We start from the raw sequence: 21378 nt of genomic DNA on the forward strand, positions 1-21378 counted from the left end.
TGTCCCTCTCGAAGAGCGTCGAACGTGCTCCGGAGCCGCCGTCCCCTCGTGCGGCGGCTCCGGAGCACGAGCCGGGTCAGACCGTTGCGCTGCCGTTCAGCGAGCCGAGCGAGGAGTCCTCCTCGCGCGGTGCGCCCGCCGGGTCGAGCAGCTGCTCCGCTGCGCCGGCCTCCCCGCCCCGGTCCCGCATCAGCTTCGCCAGCAGGGCGGAGACGGTCAGGTTCTGCACATCGGCCGTGGAGACGGACGACAGCACGCGGCTGAGGTCGTCGGTGAAGCTCCCGGAGCCGTCCAGCCAGGGCTTGGCCAGCGTCTGCGCCGTCCTGGAGTGCTCCACGAAGCCGTCGACGCCCTTGCCCAGGCTGATGGAGGACAGCAGCCGGTCGAAGAAGACCGACTCGCCGCCGACGATGTCGATGTCCGCGTTCTCGAGCCCGGTGGCCAGCACGGTCGCCTGCGCCTCGGCGACCTGCTTCTGCATGTCGAGCGAGGCCAGCCGGATGTCCTTCTCGGTCTCCAGCCGCAGCCGGTACTCCTCGTGCGAGCGGGAGGCCTCGTCCAGCGCGGCCATCGCCGCCGCCTTCTCGGTGAGACCGGCGGCCTCGGCCTTCAGTTTCTCGCCGACGGCCGCCGCCTCGGCCAGTGCCTTCGCCCTGGTCCCCTCCGCCTCGGCGAGCAGCCGCGCCTGCTCCGCCTCGGCCTGCGCACGGCCGGCCTTCTCGATGACCTCCGCCTCCTTGTCCCGCACCTGCACGGCGGCAAGTCCCTCGGCGGCTGCCTCGGCCTGCACGCCCTCGGCGAGCCGCAGCTTCGCCCGCGCGTCCAGGTCGGCGGTCTTCAACCGGGCCTCGGCGAGGGTGAGTTCCTCGGCGGCACGGTGCGTGGCGGCCTGCTCGGCGGCCTCCGCCGCCTTGATGTCCTTGACCAGCTTCTCCTGCGCCTCGGCCTCGGCGGCGATGACGACCGCCTGCCGCTGCCGCTCCGCCTCCTCCACGGCGCGCAGCTTCTTGATGGCCTCCTCCTGCTCGGCCACCGTCCGGTCCACGGCGACCCGCTCGCGCACCACCTCGGCGATCTGCCGCTTCTCCGCCTCGACCTCCTTGTCGGCGGCGATCCGCGTCAGCGCGGTCTCCCGCTCCCGCGCGATGACCTCCAGCAGCCGGTCCTTCTCGATGCGCTCGGTCTCGATGGCGATGACCCGCTCGCGGTTCTTCGCGGCCACGGCGACCTCACGCGCCTGGTTCTCCCGCTGTACGCCCAGCTGCTCCTCGGTGCGCAGGAACGCCGTCTGCGCCCGCAGCCGCTCCTCCTCCACCACGCGCGCCGTCTCCGCCTCCTCGCGGGCCCGCACGGTCTCGATCTCCCGCTTCTGCTTGATCTCGGCGTCGGCCTGGCGGCGCTCCAGCTCCAGAATGGCCTCGCGGGCGTCGACGTCCTGCCGGGTGATCTCCTTCTCCTCGGTGCGCCGGGCCTCGTTGGTGCGCACGTGCTCGGCCGCGGTCAGTTCGGTGATCTTCCGGATGCCCTGGGCGTCCAGGACATTGGCCGGGTCCAGCTGGGACAGCGGCGTCTGCTCCAGGTAGTCGATCGCCGCGTCCTCGAGGTGGTAGCCGTTCAGATCGACCCCGATGACCTCGATGATCCGGTACCGCAGCTCCTCGCGCTTGGTGTACAGGTCGGTGAAGTCCATCTGCTTGCCGACGGTCTTCAGCGCCTCGGAGAACTTGGCGTGGAACAGCTCCTGCAGCGTGTCGCGGTCGCTGGCCCGTGCTGTGCCGACGGCCTGGGCGACCTTGATGACGTCCTCGACCGTCTTGTTGACCTTGACGAAGAACGTGATGCGGATGTCCGCCCGGATGTTGTCCCGGCAGATCAGGCCGTCCTTGCCGGCCCGGGTGATCTCGATGGTCTTCACCGAGATGTCCATCACCTCGGCCTTGTGCAGCACGGGCAGCACGACCTGCCCGGTGAAGGTCACATCGACCTTGCGCAGCTTGGAGACGATCAGCGCCTTGCCCTGCTCCACCTTCCGGAAGAGTCGGGAGACGACGAACACGACGGCGATCGTGACGAGCAGGACAGCGGCGGCGAGCACGCCGATGCCCACGGTGGTGGCATCCATGGGTAAACCTCGGAATCTGTGTACGGGTGGCGCACGTGGCACGGGGGCGGTTCTTCGGGCCGTGCCGACGCGACGCGTCATCGACGGGTGCATCCGGGGGTTGGTGGGCGCGACTTGCCGGGGCCCGGCACTGCCGTCGCTCGGTGTTCCGTCGCGACCCATTCTGAACTGCCGTCACCGCACGACGCATTGCTGGATTCCGGCAATGTTTACGCGATTTTGATGCCGGACACGACACGTGGGTGGTGGCTCGTGCCGCCGTGCAGGACGTAGCGTTCGGGCGGATGATCGACGGACAGGGCTCGGGTTGACGGCAGGTCAGCAGTCGCCGCAGGAACGGCAGTCGGGGCGACGACAGATGACGAGCCGTCAGGCGGCCGATCCGAGAGGTGACGTGCCGTCACAGGTGTGACGAGCGGAAGGAGCACAAGTGCGCCGAGAGGCACACGGGACGGGGGCGCGCCGTGAGGCGGCGGCCCGGGACGGCCGGAGGGCCGCCCGGTGAGGCGCGGGCTCTTCCTCCCCGACCAGGGTCAGCAGCCGGACGCCGGTCACATGGTGGTGTTCGGTGAGGACGCCCTCGCCGAACGGCTCGCGGCCGAGCTGCGTGAGCTGTACCGCATGCGGGTCACCGTCGTCGTCCCCTCCCTGCCCGGCGCCGACCGGACGCACCCCACCGCCGGGCGGGCCCGTGCCTCCGCCCTGCTGGCGCGGATGCAGAGCATGATGAACCGCGCGGCCGGCTCCGGCACCAACCCGGAGGTCCGCGTGATGCAGGTGACCGGCTTCGACGAGGACACCCTCGCCGAGGCCGGGGTGGGGCGGGCCGCCGCGCTCGCCCTGGTGCACAGCGACGACGAGACCAACATCCGCGCCGCCCTCGCGGCCCGCCGCCTCAACCCCCGGCTGCGGCTGGTGATCCGGCTCTACGACCGCAAGCTCGGCCAGCATCTGGCCGATCTGCTGGACCAGGCCGCGGCGGTCGCCTCGCCCGGACTGGACCCGGCCGCCCTGGACACCTCCACCACCGTCCTGTCGGACGCCGACACCGCGGCGCCCGCGCTGGTCGCCACCGCGGTCGCCGGCACCAGCAAGATCGTCCAGGCGGACGGACTGCTGCTGCGGGCCGTGGAACGCACCCCGCCCAGGTACGGCGAGGTCGCCGACCCCGGACTGTGCACCCTCGCCCTGCTCTCCTCCACCGCCAGCGACCCGGCCGGCGCCGAGGGCTCCGACTCCAGCGGCGCCGAGGGGCCCCTGCTGCTGCCCGACGACGACACCGTGGCCGCCGCCGACGGGCGTGGCACCGTCGTTCTGGAGGCCGTCACCCACGACGGGCCCGCACCGGCCGGGCGGCTCAGCGGGCGCGGCCTGCCGATCGGCTCCTTCTTCTCCCGGCGGCTGCGCTGGTCCCTGGCCGGCCTCCTGCTCGTCGTACTCACCCTGGCGGTGGTCTCCTGGCAGACCACCGGCGACCACCCCCTCCACGCCGCCTACCTCACCCTGCTCGACCTCCTCGCCATGGGCGACCCGGCCACCGGCGACAAGACCGCCCGCCAGCTCCTGCAACTGCTCACCGGGGTCGCCGGGCTGCTCCTGATGCCGGTGCTGCTGGCCGCCGTCCTGGAAGGGCTCGGCACCTTCCGCACCGCCTCCGCCCTCCGCCGCCCGCCCCGCGGGCTCTCCGGCCATGTCGTCCTTCTCGGCCTCGGCAAGATCGGCACCCGCGTCCTCGCCCGGCTCTGCGAGCTCGGCATCCCCGTCGTATGTGTCGAGGAGGACCCGGAGGCCCGCGGCATCCCCCTGGCCCGCCGCGAGCGGGTGCCCACCGTCATCGGGGACGTCACCCAGGAAGGCGTGCTGGAGGCCGCCAAGATCCACCGGGCGCGGGCCCTGCTCGCCGTGACCAGCAGCGACACCACCAACCTCGAGGCGGTCCTCTACGCCCGTTCGGTGCAGCCCGGCCTCCGGGTGTCGCTGCGCCTGTACGACGACGCCTTCGCCACCGCCGTCTACCGCACCCTGCGCGCCGCCCACCCCGGTGCGCTCACCCGCAGCCGCAGCGTCTCCACCCTGGCCGCACCCGCCTTCGCCGGGGCGATGATGGGCCGCCGCATCCTGGGCGCCATCCCGGTCGAGCGGCGCGTACTGGTCTTCGCCGCCCTCGAGGTCTCGGACACCCCGCAGCTGGCGGGCCGTACCGTCGCCGAGACCTTCCGCCCCGGCTCCTGGCGCGTCCTGGCCCTCGACCCCGACGACCCCGGCGAACGCCGCGCCGACCTGGCCGCCTCCCCCTCCGACGACCCCGGCGGACTCGTCTGGAACCCCCACCCGGGCTACGTCCTGCACGCCCAGGACCGCGTCATCGTCGCCGCCACCCGCCAGGGCCTCGCCGAACTCCTCGGCACCACCCCCCGCACCCGCTCCGGCACACCGGGCTCGTAGCCTCCGCGCGTTCCCCCTCTGCCCGCTGCCGCCTCCCCGCCGGTCCGGTGCGCCGCAGGCGCGCAGGAGTGCACAGATGTGCGCAGCACGCGAAACACTCGCCTGCAATCTGTACATTTGTCGCCAAGGCGTGACGCTGTCGGGCGGCCGGCTGCCGCCACGCTGAACGCGACCCTCGCGGGCGAGGACCATATGTTCGAGTTGAGCGCGCCGATCGTGACCACGTTCGTCCTGTACGCGGTCGCCATGGTCGCCACAGGTGTCTGGGCCTGCACCCGCACGCGCCGCTTCACCGACTTCGCGCTCGGCGGGCGCAGGCTCCGCCCGCTCGTCGCCGGTCTGTCCGCCGGTGCCAGCGACATGTCCGGCTGGCTGTTCCTCGCCCTTCCCGGTGCGGTCTACGCGGCCGGGATCGGATACGTGTGGATCGCCGTGGGACTGGTCATCGGCACCTACCTGAACTGGCTGGTCGTCGCGCCACGGCTGCGCACCTACACGGAGCACGCCGAGAACGCCGTGAGCCTGTCGGCGTATCTGGAGGAGCGCTTCGAGGACCGCACCCGGATGCTCAGGCTGGTCTCCGCGGCGGTCACGCTGGTCTTCTTCACCGTCTACGTCGGCTCAGGGCTGGTCGCGGGCGGAGTGCTGTTCCAGACCACCTTCGACCTGCCCTTCGAGGCGGGGGCCACGCTGACGGCGCTGCTGATCGTGGTCTACTCCGGCCTGGGCGGCTTCCTCGCGGTGAGCATGACCCACGTCATGCAGGCCGCGCTGATGCTCCTCGCGCTCGTCGTGGTCCCCGTGGTCGCCCTCGCCTCCCTGGGCGGCTTCACCGCCCTGGGCGACGCCCTGGACAGCAAGGACCGGGGCCTGCGCGAGCCCGGCAGCCTGGTCATCTACGAGGGCGGCGAATGGATGTCCGGCGGCAGCCTCGGCGGCGTGGCGATCGTGTCGCTGCTCGCCTGGGGGCTCGGCTACTTCGGCCAGCCGCACATCCTGGCCCGCTTCATGGGCATCCGCAGCAGCCAGGACGTCCCCGCCGCCCGCCGGATCGGCACCGGATGGGTGATCGTCGTCCTCCTGGGCGCCACCGTCGTGGGCCTCGCCGGCATCGGAGAGCTCGGCACACCGCTGTCCGACCCGGAGACCGTCTACATCGCGCTGACCCACGCCCTGCTCGACCCCTGGGTCGCCGGGATCATGCTGATCGCCGTGCTCGCCGCCATCATCTCCACCGCGGACAGCCAGCTGCTCGTCTCGTCCGTCGCTCTCACCGAGGACTTCTACCGGGCGTTCCTCAACCGGCGCGCCTCCGACACCGCACTGGTGTGGATCGGCCGCGCCGCCGTCGTGGCGGTGATCGCGGTGGCCCTGGCGATCGCGCTGCGCGGCGACGGGATCCTCGGCATCGTCGCCTACGCCTGGGCCGGGTTCGGCGCCGCCTTCGGCCCGGTCGTCGTGCTGTCGCTCTACTGGCCCCGGATGACCTGGGCGGGCGCCATGGCCGGGATAGTGGCCGGTGCCACCACGGTCCTCGCCTGGAAGTGGATCAACCCGCTGCTCGGCCCGCTGGAGTCCGGCATCTACGAGATGGTGCCGGGGGTGCTGATGGCCACCGGCGCCGCCCTGCTCTTCGGACGCTACGTGGGCCGCCCGCCGAAACGTGCCTTCTGGCAGATGCCGGGCGGCGGCCAGCTGATGGTGACCCCGTTCCTCACCCACGCCCCGGTCGGCATGGCCGTCCTCGACACCGACCTGCGCTACGTCTGGGTGAACGAGCCGCTGGACCGCATGATCCCCCGTGAGGAGCGGCTCGGCCGGGCGGTGCGCGAGGTGCTGCCCCCGGAGGAGGCCGGGCCCTTCGAGGAACGGATGCGCACGGTCCTGCGCACCGGCGAACCGGTGATGGACTACGAGTTCCGCAGCACCGAGAACAGCCCCGACCCGGGGCGGGCCCTGTCGGTGTCGTTCTTCGGGATGAAGGACCGCCACGGCCGCACCGTCGGCATCCTGTACATGGTCCTGGACGTCACCGAGCGCCGCCGCGCCCAGGAACGCCTCGCCCTGCTCAACGACGCCGGCGCCCGTATCGGCAGCACCCTCGACGTCACCCGGACCGCCCAGGAACTGGCCGAGGTCGCGGTGCCGCGCATCGCCGACTTCGTCGCCGTCGACCTGCTGGACTCCGTGATGCGCGGCGAGGAACCCGCCCCCGGCCCGGTCGGCCTCGCCCCGGTCATCCGCCGGGCGGGACAGCACTCCGTGCGCCCCGGCTGCCCGGAGGCGAGCCTGGAGGTGGGGGAGGCGGTCCGGCGGGCACCCTCCTCGCCGGTGACCCGGTGCCTGCGGGAGAGCAGAACCCTGGTGGAACGCACCCTGGACCGCTCCGTCAGCCCATGGGTGACCGAGGACGAGTCGCTGGGCGCCTCGATTCTGCGCTCCGACTTCCGCTCGCTGATGGTGGTCCCGCTGCGGGCCCGCGGCGTCACCCTGGGCGTCGCCACCTTCGCCCGCTACGGGCGCCTCGGGCCGTTCGACGACGAGGACGTACGGCTCGCCGAGGAGATCGTCTCCCGCGCCGCGCTCTGCGTCGACAACGCCCGCCGCTACACCCGGGAGCGCACCGCCGCCCGCGCCATGCAGCGGGCCCTGCTCCCGCAGGCGCTGGCGGGCGGCTCCGCCCTGCAGGCCGCGTCCTGGTACCAGCCGGCCGACGCGCCCAGCGGGGTCGGCGGCGACTGGTTCGACGTGATCCCGCTGTCCGGCGCGCGGGTCGCCCTGGTGGTCGGCGACGTCGTCGGCCACGGGATGAACGCCGCCGCCACCATGGGCCGGCTGCGCACCGCCGTCCGCACCCTGGCCAACCTCGACCTCTCCCCGGACGAACTCCTCGCCCACCTCGACGACCTGGTCATCGGGCTGATGCACCCCGACGGCGACCGGGAGCAGACGGCCACCGAGGAGATCGCCACCGGCGCCGCCTTCCTCGGCGCCACCTGCCTGTACGCCGTCTACGACCCGGTCAGCGGCCGGTGCACCCTGGCCCGCGCCGGGCACCTGCCGCCGGTGGTCGTCGGCGCCGACGGCCGCCCCGAGGTCCTGGACCTGCCGGCCGGTCCGCCGCTCGGCCTCGGCTACCTGCCCTTCGAGTCCGCCGAGGTGGAGCTGGCCGAGGGCAGCCTCATCGCCTTCTACACCGACGGCCTGGTGGAGACCTTCGACCGTGACATCGACGCCGGGATCGCCAGGCTCGGCGAGGCGCTCGCCGTGCCCCGGCCGACCCTGGAGGAGATCGGCCGCGGCGTCGTGGACGCGCTGCTGCCGGCGCCGCCGCCCGACGACGCCGCGCTGCTGCTCGCCCGCACCCGGGTCCTGACACCCGATCAGGTCGTCTCCTGGGACCTTCCCGGCGACCCGGCCGCGGTCGCCGACGCCCGCAACGCCGCCGTGCGGCAGCTCGCCGACTGGGGCCTGGACCATCTGGCGTTCACCACCGAACTCATCGTCAGCGAACTGGTCACCAACGCCATCCGCCACGCGGCCATGCCGGGCTCGCTGCGCCTGATCCGCGACCGCAGCCTGATCGTCGAGGTCTCCGACGCCAGCAGCACCTCACCCCGGCTGCGGCACGCGCGCACCACCGACGAGGGCGGGCGCGGCCTGCTCATCGTGGCCCAGCTCTCCCGCCGCTGGGGCACCCGCTACACCTCGGCCGGCAAGGTCATCTGGGCGGAGCAGAGCCTCACGCCGGAGGTGTAGCCCGCGGGCCGGACCTCGTCGAACCTCCGTGCGTGACACGCAAGTCGACGAAGCGCACACCTGGGATGTCCTGATTTCTGCGGTCCACGGTAAATGCCTGGACTGTGGGCATCCCGGGACGGGACACTTCCGGTTTCCGATGTCCGACCACCGGGAGTGTGATGGGAACGTCAGACACGCAACCACCCGCGCCGCCGCACCGAGGTGCGGTCGCCCTGGCGCTGCGCCGCTACGGACGCGAACTGCTCCGCCTGCGACGCTGGGCTCTGCCCGCCCTCCTGCTGCCTGCCGCCGGCAACATCGGCCTGCGCTACATCGCCCCCTTGCTGATCGCCAAGCTGGCCGGCCAGGCCGCCGACCGCGGTGAACTCACCCTCGCCTCGGCCCTGCCGTACGTCCTGGGCTTCGGGGCCGTCCTGCTGCTCGCCGAGGCGCTGTGGCGGATCGGGCTGCACTGCCTCAACCGCGTGGACGCCCTCGGCATCGAGCACCTGTACATCACCGGAATGGATGAACTCCTCGCCAAGGACGCGGCGTTCTTCCACGACAACTTCGCCGGTTCCCTGACCAAGCGCATCCTCAGCTACGGGCGGCGCTTCGAGGACTTCGTCGACACCCTGACCTTCCGGATCTTCGGCAGCCTCGTCCCGCTGTGCTTCGGCGCCGTGATCCTCTGGCGCTACGAACCGCTGCTCGTCGCCGGTCTGCTGCTGATGATCGCGCTGACCGTGGTGGCCGCGGCCCCGCTGATCCGCCGCCGCCAGCGGCTGGTCAACGACCGCGAGGCGGCGATCGCCCGGGTCTCCGGTCACGTCGCCGACAGCCTCGGCAACATGGAGACCATCCGGGCTTTCGCGGCCGAACCACGCGAGGCCGAGGAGCACCGCCGGCACGTCGCGGACTCCCGTCGCCTGATGCTGCGCTCCTGGGACTACGGCAACCTGCGCGTCGACACGCTGATCGCCCCCATGTCCGTGCTGACCAATGTGCTGGGCCTGCTGGTCGCCATCGTCTTCGGCGGATCCGGCCAGAGCGTCGAGCAGATCGTGGTCGCCTTCACCTACTACTCCAACGCCACCCAGATCATGTTCGAGTTCAACCAGATCTACCGGCGGCTGGAGAGCTCCATGACCGAGGCCGCCCAGTTCACGGAGCTGGTCCTCGACCCGCCGACCGTGCTCGACCCGGCGGACCCCGAACCGCTCGCCCCGCAGCACACCGGCGTCCGCTTCGAGAACGTGACCTTCGCCCACCGCGGCGCCGAGCCGATCTTCCGCGGCCTGGACCTGGACGTGCCCGCCGGCACCAGGGTCGGCCTGGTCGGCAGGTCCGGCGGCGGCAAGACCACCCTCACCCGGCTGCTGCTGCGCATGTCCGACCTGCACGGCGGACGCATCCTGATCGGCGGTCAGGACATCAGCCGGCTGCGCCAGCGCGACCTGCGCTCACTGATCGCCTACGTCCCGCAGGAGCCCGCGATGTTCCACCGCAGCCTGCGCGACAACATCGCCTTCGCCCGCCCCGGCGCCACCGACGAGGAGATCCGCGCGGCGGCGGACGCCGCCCATGTCACCGAGTTCGCCGACCAGCTCCCCGACGGCTTCGCCACCCTGGTGGGGGAGCGGGGCGTGAAGCTCTCCGGCGGCCAGCGCCAACGCGTCGCCCTCGCCCGGGCGGTGCTGCGCGACGCCCCGGTCCTGCTGCTCGACGAGGCGACCAGCGCACTGGACTCGGAGAGCGAGATCCTGGTCCAGGACGCCCTGTGGCGGCTCATGGAGGGGCGCACCGCGCTGGTCGTCGCCCACCGGCTGAGCACCGTCGCCGGCATGGACCGCCTGGTGGTCCTGGACCGCGGCAAGGTCCTCGAACAGGGCACCCACGAGGAACTCCTGGCCGCGCACGGGACCTACGCCCGGCTGTGGCAGCACCAGTCCGGCGGCTTCCTCGGCGAGAACGACGGCCCGGAGCCGGCGGACGTCGTCGACCGGGAGCCCGATCTCACCGTGTGAGCGCACCGAGCGGGAGCACCGGGCACCGGCGGGAGCACGCGCAACCGTCCGGCCCCTAGTGCTCGTCGTCCTCCCGCTCGTCGCGGTCCCGGCGGTCGTCCTCGTCCTCGTCCTCCTCTTCCTCCTCGTCGTCGTCATGAGGGTCGTCGTCGGGGTGTGCGGGGCTCTGCTCCGGCAGGGCGCCGCCCCACTCCGGCTGCGACTCCGACGGCGTGGGCTCGGCCGGAGGGGAGGGCGCGGCGGCCGCCGGCGGAGAGGCGGGCGCGGCGGGGGTCTCCTGCCCGGGCTCCTCGGCGGGAGGGGCGGTGGACGAGGCGGCCCCGCCCGCCTGTTGTGTGCCCTCACCCATGACGGGGAAGCCCTCGGTGAGCTTCGCCACGCCCAGCAGGGCCCCGAGCAGCACGCATCCGGCCGCTGCCGCCGTGGCGGCCGTCGCCCAGCGGTCGCCCAGCCGGTCCCAGAGCCCGCCGCGCGACGCCCCGGCGGGTTCGTCGCCGGGAGGACGGGTGAGCACCGGGGAGTCCACGAGATCCTCCGGCAGCGGCCCCAGGAGTTCGGTGGGGTCCGTGTCGTCGAAGGCCTCGCCACCGGTGAGCGAGGGACCGAGCGGTGCGGCGCCGGCCGGTCCGGCGGGGGGAGTGCTCGAGGAACGGGTATCGAGATCGGTCGTCACAGCATCCTTCCTCACGGCCGGGAGAACGGGCCCGTCCGGTGCACCGACCGAGCGGGGAACGCACCGTGGACGGCCGGCCGCTGACGGCCACCAGCCTAGGAGGACGACGTTCAGCGCAACGTCAGAGCTGTGTCAGCGCCCGGTAAGGGAACCGCCAATGTTCACCACCGGGCCGCGTCCTCCGCCTCCCGGACCGGCAACCCGAGCGCCTCCCGCCCGGCGCCGGAGGCCCGCCGTGCGAAAAGGGGCCGTTGGTCCTGCCCGCCCCGCCCCGACAGGGACCGTTCGACCCTATCGGGACCGGGTACCCCTGCGCCGATCATGTGGCGGGCCGGGAAGGCCCCGTCGGGGTCTCCCCGCGTGCGCGGCTCTTCCCGGCCCTCAGCGACATGAGCACACAGGGAGGACGCCGTCCGGTGGACGAGGCACGGATTCAACAGGTGGGGACCCCGCGGACGGGGGCGGCGGATCCGGCGGCGGGGGAGCCGGCCCCACGGACGGAGCACACGGCCCCCCGGCCGTCGTGGGTGGACTGGCTCACCACCACCGACCACAAGAAGATCGGGACGATGTACCTGGTCTCGGCGTTCGTCTTCTTCATCGTCGGCGGCGTGATGGCGCTGATGATGCGCGCCGAACTGGCCCGCCCGGGCACGCAGATCATGTCGAACGAGCAGTTCAACCAGGCCTTCACCATGCACGGCTCGGTCATGCTGCTGCTGTTCGCCATGCCGCTGTTCACCGGCTTCGCCAACTGGCTGATGCCGCTGCAGATCGGCGCGCCCGACGTGGCCTTCCCCCGGCTGAACATGCTCGCCTTCTGGCTGTTCCTGTTCGGCTCGCTGATCGCGGCCGCCGGCTTCCTCACGCCGGGCGGGGCAGCCGACTTCGGCTGGTTCCTCTACACGCCGCTGTCCAACTCCGTCTACTCTCCCGGCGTCGGCGCCGACCTCTGGATCATGGGCGTGGCGCTCTCCGGCTTCGGGTCGATCGCCGGCGCGGTCAACTTCATCACCACCATCATCTGCATGCGCGCGCCGGGCATGACGATGTTCCGGATGCCGATCTTCACCTGGAACGTGCTGCTGACCGCCCTGCTGGTCCTCATGGTGTTCCCGGTGCTGGCCGCCGCCCTGTTCGCGCTGGAGTGCGACCGCAGGTTCGGCTCGCACATCTTCGACTCGGCCAACGGCGGAGCGCTGCTGTGGCAGCACCTCTTCTGGTTCTTCGGCCACCCCGAGGTCTACATCCTGGCCCTGCCGTTCTTCGGCATCATCAGCGAGGTCGTCCCGGTCTTCTCCCGCAAGCCGATGTTCGGCTACATGGGCCTGATCGGCGCGACCATCGCCATCGCCGGCCTGTCGGTGACCGTGTGGGCGCACCACATGTACGTCACCGGCGGCGTGCTGCTGCCCTTCTTCTCCTTCATGACCTTCCTCATCGCGGTCCCGACCGGCGTGAAGTTCTTCAACTGGATCGGCACCATGTGGAAGGGCAGCCTGTCCTTCGAGACGCCGATGCTGTGGGCGACCGGCTTCCTGATCACCTTCACCTTCGGCGGCCTGACCGGCGTCATCCTGGCCTCCCCGCCGCTGGACTTCCACGTCTCCGACACCTACTTCGTGGTGGCGCACTTCCACTACACGCTCTTCGGCACGGTCGTGTACGCGATGTTCGCCGGATTCCACTTCTGGTGGCCCAAGTTCACCGGCAAGATGCTCGACGAGCGGCTCGGCAGAATCACCTTCTGGACCCTCACGGCGGGCTTCCACCTCACCTTCCTGGTCCAGCACTGGCTCGGCGCCGAGGGCATGCCCCGCCGGTACGCCGACTACCTCGCCGCCGACGGCTTCACCGCCCTCAACACCCTCTCCTCCATCGGCTCGTTCCTGCTCGGCATGTCGCTGCTGCCGTTCTTCTACAACGTCTGGAAGACGGCCAAGTACGGCAAGCCGGTCGGCGTGGACGACCCGTGGGGCTACGGCCGCTCCCTGGAGTGGGCGACCTCCTGCCCGCCGCCGCGGCACAACTTCCGCACCCTGCCGCGCATCCGCAGCGAATCCCCGGCGTTCGACCTGCACCATCCCGAGATCGCCCAGCTCGAGGCGGCGAGGTAGGCCATGTCCCGAGCCGTCGTCGCCCTGGGACTCGCCGCGGTGACCGCCTCCGGCTGCGTCTGGTACGTGCCGGCCCTGGCCGATCTGCGCGCGAGGGCCGACCGCCCGGCCTCCCGCCGCACCGCCGCTGCCGCCTGCCTCAGCGGCTGGAGCACGGCAGGGATCGTCGCCGTGCTGCTCCTGGTGGCCGACTCCTGGTGGACTCCGTCCGCCGCGGCCACCACCGGCGCGGCCCTCACCGTCGCCCTCCGGGTGCGCGCAGCGGTCCAGCTGCGCCGCGAACTGCGCGAGGCCGCCCGCCACTGGGCGGAGCTCGGGCAACAGGCGGCAGGGCCCGGCCCCCGCCCCTCCCGGACCCTCGTCGCCCTCCTCCTCGCCGGCGGGCTGATCACCGGCTCGGCCACGGCGATCCTCGGACTGGCCACCGGACCCGGGAACGGCACGCACTGGCTGGCGACCGCCGCCGTTCCCGCCGCGATCGCGGGCCTCTCCCTCACCCTCGCGATCGCCCACACGCGTACGGCCGGCCGTGGTGCAGCCGGCCGTACGCACCACCCGCAGTGACGGTCAGGCACGACGGACGCGTCCTGACGCCGGAACGATTCAGGGGAGGCCCCGGAACCCGGGTGCCTCCCCTTTCCCTTTCCTTTTCCCTTCCCTCCTTCCCCCCCCTCCTTCTCCTTTCCTCCTCCTCGTCCTCTGTGACTCTGCCGTGGAGCAGGGGCTCAGGGCACCCTGACCCACTGCGCCTTGCTCGGCGTCCCCTTGTCGTTCACCACGAACAGCATGTACCAGCCGGAGTGGACCAGGTTGCGGTTCCCGGGGACGGTGACGGTCACGCCGTCCTTCGACTTCTTCACCTCCAGCGCGATGGACCGCTGGTCGACGTCGGTGACATGCGTGGTGGCGCTGGGGCGGATCAGCCGGGCCGTCCTGACGGACGCCGCGTCCTTCGTGGCGAAGGTGGCCGACTCACCGCGCCTGACGGTCTTCGGGCCGCCGCTGAGCCGGGGCCGCTCGCCCCGGTAGAGGTACGGCGGCGTGTAGATGGAGATGCGCTTCTCGGAGGTGCCCGGCTTGGTGTTCGCCTTGTCGCCGAAGAGCGGGTCCCCGCCGAAGAACATCACGCGGCCGTCGGGCAGCAGCACCGAACCGGAGTGGTAGTTGCGGCCGATCAGCGGGTCGGCCACGCGCTGGAACGTGTTGGTGTCCGGGTGGTAGATGCGTGCCTGGAGGATGTCGGAGTCGCTGCGCCCCCGGTAGTCCTCGGAGCCGCCGGAGATCAGCACGGTGTCGTCGGGCAGAATGGACGACTCGGGGTAGCGGGTGCCCTTCTCCAGCTCGGGCCCGTCCACGAAGCGCGGGTTCTTCGCCTTGAGATCGACCAGCCGGGTCTTCTTGCTGGACCGCTTCGACTCACCGACCCCGCCGCCTCCGATCACCATGTACCTCTCGTCCTGCGCAGGCGGCAGCAGCACCGTCCCGGACGTCTCCATCAGCTCCGGATCGCTCAACCCGGGGATCTTGGTGAACTCGTTGGTCCTCAGGTCCCAGATGCCCGGTTCACGGCCCACGTCGTCCGGTCCGTAGCCCGCGTTGGAGCCCGAGTAGAAGATCTTCCCGTTCTGCATCAGGAACAGCGCCGGGTACGTGGGGAACTGACGGACCTTGTCGGTGTAGGTCCACTTCTTGGTCCTCGGATCGTAGATCTCGTTCTTGCCCGGCACGATCTGACCGATGTCGTCGAGGCCGGAGACGCTGAGGATCCTCCCGTCGCTCAGCGTGGTGAGCGTCGGGTACCAGCGGGCCTCGTGCATCGGATCGACCTTGACGTACCTCTCGGCCACCGGGTCGAACTCGTACGTGTCCTTGAGCCCCTGGAAGTCCTTCTTGTCCAGCGCCAGCTTCTGCGCGATGCCGTAGGTGTTGCGGGCGTCGGCGCCGGTCAGGCCCTGGATGCGGTAGTTGTCCTCGGTACCGGTCTCGTACCTGGCGCCCTCCTTCAGCGCCTCGACATAGACCCGGCCGTAACCCGGGTTGTTCCGCAGCCACTTGCCGGACTTGTCGAAGATCTTCTTCGCGCGCGGAATCAGCACCGGCTCCGTCGCCACGAAGGTCTTCCCGTTCTTCCGGCCGGTGAACCTGGTCCCGGCGGGCAGCGTCATCGGCTTGTCCGGGTTCTCGTTGTAGATGATCATCACGCCCCCGGCCTTCTTCACATCACCCTTGAGCTTCTCGTAGCTCTTGGTGCCGCCCGCCACCAGCAGCTTGCCGTCGGGCAGCTGGGTGTGGCCCCCGCAGAACAGGTCGTTCGGCGTCGGGATCTTCTTGATGGTGTTCCGGACCGGATCCCACAGACGCGTGTCGTACACCTTCGCGTCCTTGTTCTTCTGGTTGTTGCCCGACCCGGCGATCATGAGGACCTTGCCGGTGTGCAGCAGCGCCGCATGAATGGTGTTCTGCCGGTACTCCTCGGGGAACTCGATGGTCTCCCAGTGGCCGTTCTCGGCTTTGTACTCGGGCGTGTTGATCCGGTACCGGTGGTACGTGTCGGCGGTGACGCGATACAGCCACGGCCCGTTCATCCCGGCCAGCGCGAGCACCGCCGTCGTGGCCATCGCAAGACGACGGGCACGACGGCGTCGGGCGGTATGGATGGTCATTCCCTGCGTTCCCCAAAGAGTGATGAGCTTGAACGACATGGACCGGCCGGGCCGCCGCACAGGCCGGCCCGGCCGCGTCCGGTGCGAGGAGGCGTGCTGCGCGGGGTCTTCCCGGGCGCGGTACGGCACGCCGCCGCCCGGCACGACGAGCGTTCGTCCCCTGATGTCTTGACGCCGTGTCAGTGAGCCAGATGGGCTCGCTCGTCACCGGCTCGACGGCCCTTGGCCGGCGCCCCGAGACGCCACCGGTCCGGAGCAACGCGTCCGGCGTTCATGCCGACGCCGCACAGGCCGCGGCCCCGTGCCGCGCCCCCTGCGGCCAGAGCACCTCGACAGCTACTCCGTGACTGCGTGCGTAGGCCACCAGATGAGCGGTGGCATCCCGGCCGTTCGACGGCGAGCCGTCCCACACGGCCAGCAGCCGGGCGCACGAACGCAGCAGGCCCTCGTCCGCGGTCACGCACGAAGTGCGGTCCGCGGGGTCGTACTCCACCAATCGGACCTGCTCCGAGAGCAACAGCAGCTCACCCGCCGCGCTGCGATCCGGCTCGGCGAGATACACCGGCATGCCGTCACGGCAGGGCAGCACGGTCACCAGCGGCAGCCCCGCCGCACGGGCGGCTCTGCCGAACGCCACGGGCAGCCCCTTGCCGACGCGGACCAGTCCCCTCCGGCCCGTCTCGGCGAAGCCGGCCAGCCGGGAGCGCAGCTCCTGCTCCAGCAATGCGAGGGTCGACGCGGTGAGATCGGGATGCCCCACAACTGCGATCACTCCCGGCCGTCCTTTCTCCCCGTCGCCCTCGGGCGGTCCCCCCGGCAGCGCGCCGCACCTTCCCGCGGACGGCACTCGCCGCTGAGGACGCGCCGTCCACGAGCGTGACGATCATGCCCGCGCGCCGCGCGCACGCACACGGGCCGACGGGGCCGGGAACCGGGACCGAACGGCCCTCACACGCAGGACCGTCCGGCCCTACCGGATGCCGGCCACCCCATCGCTTGCATACCCCCTAGGGGTATTGTAGCTTCCCGCATGGATACCCCCTAGGGGTATCGACTTCCCGGTTCCCGGCTGCCCGGGTTCCGGCCACGAGTGGAAGGGAAAGGTCATGCCGACCGTCAGTCCACGGCGCTGGTGGGCGCTCGTCGTCCTCGCCGCCGCCCAGTTCATGGTGATCATGGACACCTCGATCATCGGTGTCGCGCTCCCCGAGATGCAGCGGGATCTCGGGTTCTCGCAGGGTGATCTGCAGTGGGTCTTCAACGCGTACGTCATCGCCTTCGGCGGTCTGCTCCTGCTCGGCGGGCGCCTGTCCGACCTGCTCGGTGCCCGCCGGGTCTTCATCACGGGCTGGACCGTGCTGACCGGCGGGTCGGTCGTCGCGGCAGCCGCGCAGACGGCATGGGTGGAGGTCGCCGGCCGAGCGGTCCAGGGCGTGGGCGGTGCTCTGATCGCGCCTGCCGCGATGACCCTGCTCATGACGCTGTTCGCACACGACCCGAAGGAGCTCGGCAGGGCCATGGCCCTCTACGGTGCCGCGGCTCCCGCCGGCGGCACCGCGGGTGTCTTCCTCGGCGGCGTCTTCACCGAATGGCTCAGCTGGCCCTGGGTGTTCATCATCTACGTCCCGATCGGCCTGGCCACGCTCGCGGCCGCCCGGCTGCTGCCGTCGGTCGCCCCGCGCCGCGGTGCCGTCGATCTGCTCGGTGCCGTGGCGGTCACCGCGGGTCTCGCGCTCGCCGTGTTCGCCGTGGTACGGGCCCCGGAGACCGGCTGGGGCTCCCCGCAGACCGTGCTCGGGCTGCTCGGCGCCGCGGCTCTGCTGTCCGTCTTCCTCGTGCTCCAGCGGACCGTGCGCGAGCCGTTGATGCCGCTCGGCATCTGGCGGGTCCCGGGGCTGGGAGCGGCCAACCTGGCGATGACACTGCTCGGTGCGGCATGGATCCCGATGTGGTACTTCCTCAACCTCTACCTGCAGCAGGTGCTCGGGTACGGGGCGTTCGCCTCGGGCGCCGCGCTGCTGCCGATGACCGTACTGCTCATGGTCTTCATGAACGCCGTCACGGCACGGCTGCTGGCCCGCTTCGGTGCCAAGCCGCTGATCGCGGGCGGACTGCTCGTCCTCGCGCTGGGCCTGGTGTGGCTGTCGGCGGTGGAACCGACCGGCTCCTTCGCGGTGGACGTCCTCCCGGCCTCGCTGGTGGCCGCCCTGGGCATGTCGCTGGCGTACATCCCGGCGATGATGGCCGCCATGTCCGGCGCCCCGGCCGGGCAGGCGGGCCTGGCCTCCGGCATCGTCAACACCGCCTACCAGGTGGGCTCGGCGCTCGGTCTCGCGGCCCTGACCGCGCTGGCCACCTCCCGGGGCGCGGGCGCACTCGGTGACCTGCCGGCGCTCACCGACGGATTCGGCGCCGCCTTCCTCGCGGCGGCAGGCGTCGCAGCAGTGGGCGGCATCCTGGCGCTGACCACGATGCGTGCCCAGAGGGCGGTCGCCGCCCCGCAGGAGGCGGCCGAGGTCCCCGAGACCGAGCAGACAGGCGTCTGACCGACGAGCCGCCGGCCGGACCACCCCCGGCCATGGGCGACGCCCTTCGGGAGCGGCGGATCATCCGAACCGCTTCTCCCGACAGGCCGCCGCGCGTCGTAGGGCTCGGTGCGCGGACCGCGCAAGTCCCGGTGACGCAGCAGACAGCAGCCGGACAAGCGACTCGTTGTAAGGTGTCGCAACAGCCCTTGACCTGCACAAAGCGGGCAGGGAGCCGTCTTTGGGGAGACCGACATGCTGCGAACCATGTTCAAGTCCAAGATCCACCGTGCCACCGTCACGCAGGCTGACCTGCACTACGTGGGATCCGTGACGATCGACGCGGATCTGCTCGACGCCGCCGACCTGCTGCCCGGCGAGCTGGTGCACATCGTGGACATCACCAACGGCGCCCGTCTGGAGACGTACGTCATCGAGGGCGAGCGCGGCTCCGGGGTCATCGGCATCAACGGTGCCGCCGCCCATCTCGTGCACCCCGGTGACCTGGTCATCATCATCAGCTACGCCCAGGTCGGCGACGCCGAGGCGCGGGAGATGAAGCCCCGGGTCGTGCATGTGGACGCCGGCAACCGGATCGTGGCCCTCGGGGCCGACGCCGCCGAGCCGGTGCCCGGGTCGGACCAGCGGCGCAGCCCGCAGGCCGTGACCGCCTGACCCCGCGCACCCGCCGGAGGGGTCCGCACGGGTGAGCCGATCGGTGACGGGCCCGGGTGCAGCGCCACCCGGGCCCGGAATGTCCCGCGACGGGGTGACTGAGGTATCGGGCGTCGGGTAGGCGGGGGATGAGTCCAGAGCCGTAGTCGAGCGACTGGCCGGAGGACATCCGTCATGACCGACCCGTACCCGGACCCCGTCCCTCCCGGGCCCGCACCGGGCCCCGAGCCCTCGCACCCCCAGCCCCACCCGGTCCCGCCGCCGGAGCCGCCCCCCGCCCCCGAGCCGGGCCCGGCACCCACGCCGCCCGCCCCGGCGCCTCCGCCCCCGTCCCCGGGACCGCCGCCCGAGCCCTCGCCGTCCCCGATCCCTCCGGGACCCGAGCCGGTGCCCAACCCGGAACCGGGCCCGCCCCTGACCTGAGCGTGATCACCGGCGGCACACCGGCGGACCGGCGGGGCGATCCCGCCCGGGGCGGGCGAGGGGCGGTGGATCCCGGAACGAGCTTTGGGCCTCGGGGATTTCCCCGGGGGGGCCGGCGGGCCGGGGATCCACCGCCCCTTCGCGTGTCCGGCGGCGCTGCCTACGCCGACACCTCCGAGCGGTCACCGCCCCACAGTGTGTGGAACGACCCCTCGCGGTCGGTCCGCCGGTAGGTGTGCGCACCGAAGTAGTCCCGCTGGCCCTGGGTGAGCGCCGCGGGCAGGCGCTCGGCGCGCAGGGCGTCGTAGTAGGCGAGCGCGGCGGCGAAGCCGGGGGTCGGCACGCCGTTGCGGACCGCGGCGACCAGCACCTCGCGCCAGTCGTCCTGCGCCTCGGCGATCTCCCGTCCGAAGGTCTCGTCGGACAGCAGGCTCGGCAGGTTTGGCCGGGCGTCGTACGCGGCGCGGATCCGGTCCAGGAAGGCCGCCCGGATGATGCAGCCGCCGCGCCAGATGGAGGCGACCGCGCCGAGGTCGATGTCCCAGCCGTACTCCTCGCTGCCCGCGGCGATCTCGTGGAACCCCTGGGTGTAGGAGACGATCTTCGAGGCGTAGAGCGCCTGCTCCACCCGGTCGGCGAAGGCCGCCGCCTCCGACTCGCTCATCGGCTTCGCCTTCGGGCCCGCGAGCCCGCGGGACGCCTCGCGCAGCGCCGCGTGCCCCGACAGGGAACGGGCGAAGACGGCCTCCGCGATGCCGGAGACCGGCACCCCCAGGTCGAGGGCGATCTGCACCGTCCAGCGGCCGGTGCCCTTCTGCTCGGCCTGGTCCACCACCACGTCCACGAACGGCTCGCCCGTGGCCGCGTCCACGTGCGACAGCACCTCGGCCGTGATCTCGATGAGGTACGAGTCCAGGCGGCCGGTGTTCCAGGTCCGGAAGATGTCCGCGATCCGCGCGGGGGAGTAGCCGGCCACGTCGTGCAGCAACTGGTACGCCTCGCCGATCAGCTGCATGTCGGCGTACTCGATGCCGTTGTGCACCATCTTCACGAAGTGCCCGGCCCCGTCCGGGCCGACGTGCGTGACGCAGGGCGATCCGTCGGCCGCCTTGGCGGAGATCTTCTCCAGCATCGGGCCGAGCGACTCGTACGACTCCTTCGAGCCGCCCGGCATGATGCTCGGGCCGTTGAGCGCGCCCTCCTCGCCGCCGGAGATGCCGGTGCCGACGAAGTGGATGCCCTTCTCGCGCAGCTCGCGCTCGCGGCGCCGGGTGTCCGCGAAGTGCGCGTTGCCGCCGTCGATGATCATGTCGCCGGGCTCCAGCAGCGGGGCGAACTCCTCGATCACCGCGTCCGTGGGCTCACCGGCCTTCACCATGACGACCAGCCGCCGGGGCCGCTCCAGCGCCGCCACGAACTCCTTGGCGGTCTCCGCCGCGACGAACTCGCCCTCGTGGCCGAACTCCTCCACCAGCGCATGCGTCCGCGCCGCCGTCCGGTTGTGCACCGCGACCGTGTAGCCGTTGCGGGCGAAATTGCGCGCGAGGTTGCGGCCCATGACCGCGAGACCCGTGACGCCGATCTGCGCTGAACTGCTCATAGGGTTGGCTCCTAGTGCCCTCGGTATCGGTGCTGCCGGTGGTGCCCGTCAGTCCTGCCTCGACCATCCTGACGTGCCGTACCGGCGGGCGCACGCGCGGGCCGGACCGGCCGCGGGCGCCGTCGTACGGCTCCGCCGCAGGCACATACGGGCGTCACCCCCCTTCGCACTCACCGGGGCGCGTGCGTCCGTGCGCCCGCGGCGCGTCGCACCCGCCCGCGCGTGCGGCACCCGATCCGCAACTCGGGGCGCAACGGGCGAAAAAGACCGGCCATGTGACGCATCCGCGCGACCGATAGGCGTCTTGTGGCGGCCTGTTCGCAGCGCTTACTTTTGCCCCTCCTGACGCATTGTCGATGGGGGGCAC

12 protein-coding genes are annotated in these 21378 nt (G+C 71.8%); 7 read left to right on the forward strand and 5 right to left on the reverse strand.

The window, feature by feature from the left end; translation table 11 throughout:
* Positions 1-76 precede the first annotated feature (76 nt).
* Positions 77-2122, reverse strand: coding sequence for an SPFH domain-containing protein (locus tag HCJ93_RS00580; protein WP_167990050.1), 2046 nt, complete (start codon positions 2120-2122; stop codon positions 77-79).
* A gap of 555 nt (positions 2123-2677) precedes the next feature.
* Between HCJ93_RS00580 and HCJ93_RS00585 the strand changes: the two genes are divergently transcribed.
* The 3 genes from HCJ93_RS00585 to HCJ93_RS00595 all read left to right on the forward strand — a co-directional run bounded on the left by HCJ93_RS00585 (position 2678) and on the right by HCJ93_RS00595 (position 10335).
* On the forward strand, positions 2678-4567 hold the full coding sequence (locus HCJ93_RS00585; RefSeq protein WP_167990380.1) for an NAD-binding protein: 1890 nt from the start codon (positions 2678-2680) through the stop codon (positions 4565-4567).
* A 192-nt stretch (positions 4568-4759) separates the two neighbouring features.
* Positions 4760-8326 carry a sodium/proline symporter PutP gene (gene putP / locus HCJ93_RS00590; protein ID WP_167990051.1) on the forward strand — a complete coding sequence of 1189 codons (3567 nt, stop codon included), beginning with the start codon at positions 4760-4762 and terminating at the stop codon, positions 8324-8326.
* Positions 8327-8487: 161 nt separating this feature from the next.
* A complete protein-coding gene (locus HCJ93_RS00595; RefSeq protein WP_167990052.1) occupies positions 8488-10335 on the forward strand; it encodes an ABC transporter ATP-binding protein in 1848 nt (615 codons plus the stop codon).
* Between the two features lie 55 nt (positions 10336-10390).
* Here HCJ93_RS00595 and HCJ93_RS00600 read toward each other — a convergent pair whose 3' ends face one another.
* The gene (locus tag HCJ93_RS00600) at positions 10391-11008 is read right to left on the reverse strand and encodes a hypothetical protein (RefSeq protein ID WP_167990053.1); all 618 of its coding nucleotides are present in this window, start codon (positions 11006-11008) and stop codon (positions 10391-10393) included.
* Positions 11009-11424: 416 nt separating this feature from the next.
* On the opposite strand from HCJ93_RS00600, the gene ctaD reads away from it, so the two are divergent.
* Entirely contained in the window at positions 11425-13125 is a 1701-nt protein-coding gene (gene ctaD / locus HCJ93_RS00605) for an aa3-type cytochrome oxidase subunit I (protein WP_373563538.1), read from the forward strand.
* Between the two features lie 3 nt (positions 13126-13128).
* A complete protein-coding gene (locus HCJ93_RS00610; protein ID WP_167990055.1) occupies positions 13129-13689 on the forward strand; it encodes a hypothetical protein in 561 nt (186 codons plus the stop codon).
* A gap of 161 nt (positions 13690-13850) precedes the next feature.
* Here HCJ93_RS00610 and glxA read toward each other — a convergent pair whose 3' ends face one another.
* Positions 13851-15788: a radical copper oxidase GlxA gene (glxA, locus tag HCJ93_RS00615; protein ID WP_167990056.1), complete on the reverse strand. Its 1938-nt coding sequence runs from the start codon at positions 15786-15788 to the stop codon at positions 13851-13853.
* Positions 15789-16059: 271 nt separating this feature from the next.
* Positions 16060-16560, reverse strand: a complete 501-nt coding sequence (locus HCJ93_RS00620; protein WP_309141278.1) for a hypothetical protein — start codon at positions 16558-16560, stop codon at positions 16060-16062.
* A 334-nt stretch (positions 16561-16894) separates the two neighbouring features.
* Here HCJ93_RS00620 and HCJ93_RS00625 point away from each other — a divergent pair, with 334 nt between their 5' ends.
* Both HCJ93_RS00625 and panD read left to right on the forward strand, forming a co-directional pair.
* Positions 16895-18334, forward strand: coding sequence for an MFS transporter (locus tag HCJ93_RS00625; protein ID WP_167990057.1), 1440 nt, complete (start codon positions 16895-16897; stop codon positions 18332-18334).
* A 234-nt stretch (positions 18335-18568) separates the two neighbouring features.
* Positions 18569-18988, forward strand: coding sequence for an aspartate 1-decarboxylase (gene panD / locus HCJ93_RS00630; RefSeq protein WP_167990058.1), 420 nt, complete (start codon positions 18569-18571; stop codon positions 18986-18988).
* A 583-nt stretch (positions 18989-19571) separates the two neighbouring features.
* On the opposite strand, the gene gnd is transcribed toward panD, so the two are convergent.
* The gene (gnd, locus tag HCJ93_RS00635; RefSeq protein WP_167990059.1) at positions 19572-21011 is read right to left on the reverse strand and encodes an NADP-dependent phosphogluconate dehydrogenase; all 1440 of its coding nucleotides are present in this window, start codon (positions 21009-21011) and stop codon (positions 19572-19574) included.
* Positions 21012-21378: the final 367 nt, after the last annotated feature.

The sequence above is a fragment of the Streptomyces composti genome (assembly GCF_012034205.1).
GTDB lineage: Bacteria > Actinomycetota > Actinomycetes > Streptomycetales > Streptomycetaceae > Streptomyces > Streptomyces composti.

Coding starts and splice junctions, on each gene's coding strand:
- HCJ93_RS00580 (WP_167990050.1), bottom strand. CDS start 2,122: ATGGATGCCACCACCGTGGGCATCGGCGTGCTCGCCGCCGCTGTCCTG.
- HCJ93_RS00585 (WP_167990380.1), top strand. CDS start 2,678: ATGGTGGTGTTCGGTGAGGACGCCCTCGCCGAACGGCTCGCGGCCGAG.
- putP (WP_167990051.1), top strand. CDS start 4,760: ATGTTCGAGTTGAGCGCGCCGATCGTGACCACGTTCGTCCTGTACGCG.
- HCJ93_RS00595 (WP_167990052.1), top strand. CDS start 8,488: ATGGGAACGTCAGACACGCAACCACCCGCGCCGCCGCACCGAGGTGCG.
- HCJ93_RS00610 (WP_167990055.1), top strand. CDS start 13,129: ATGTCCCGAGCCGTCGTCGCCCTGGGACTCGCCGCGGTGACCGCCTCC.
- glxA (WP_167990056.1), bottom strand. CDS start 15,788: ATGACCATCCATACCGCCCGACGCCGTCGTGCCCGTCGTCTTGCGATG.
- HCJ93_RS00625 (WP_167990057.1), top strand. CDS start 16,895: ATGCCGACCGTCAGTCCACGGCGCTGGTGGGCGCTCGTCGTCCTCGCC.
- panD (WP_167990058.1), top strand. CDS start 18,569: ATGCTGCGAACCATGTTCAAGTCCAAGATCCACCGTGCCACCGTCACG.
- gnd (WP_167990059.1), bottom strand. CDS start 21,011: ATGAGCAGTTCAGCGCAGATCGGCGTCACGGGTCTCGCGGTCATGGGC.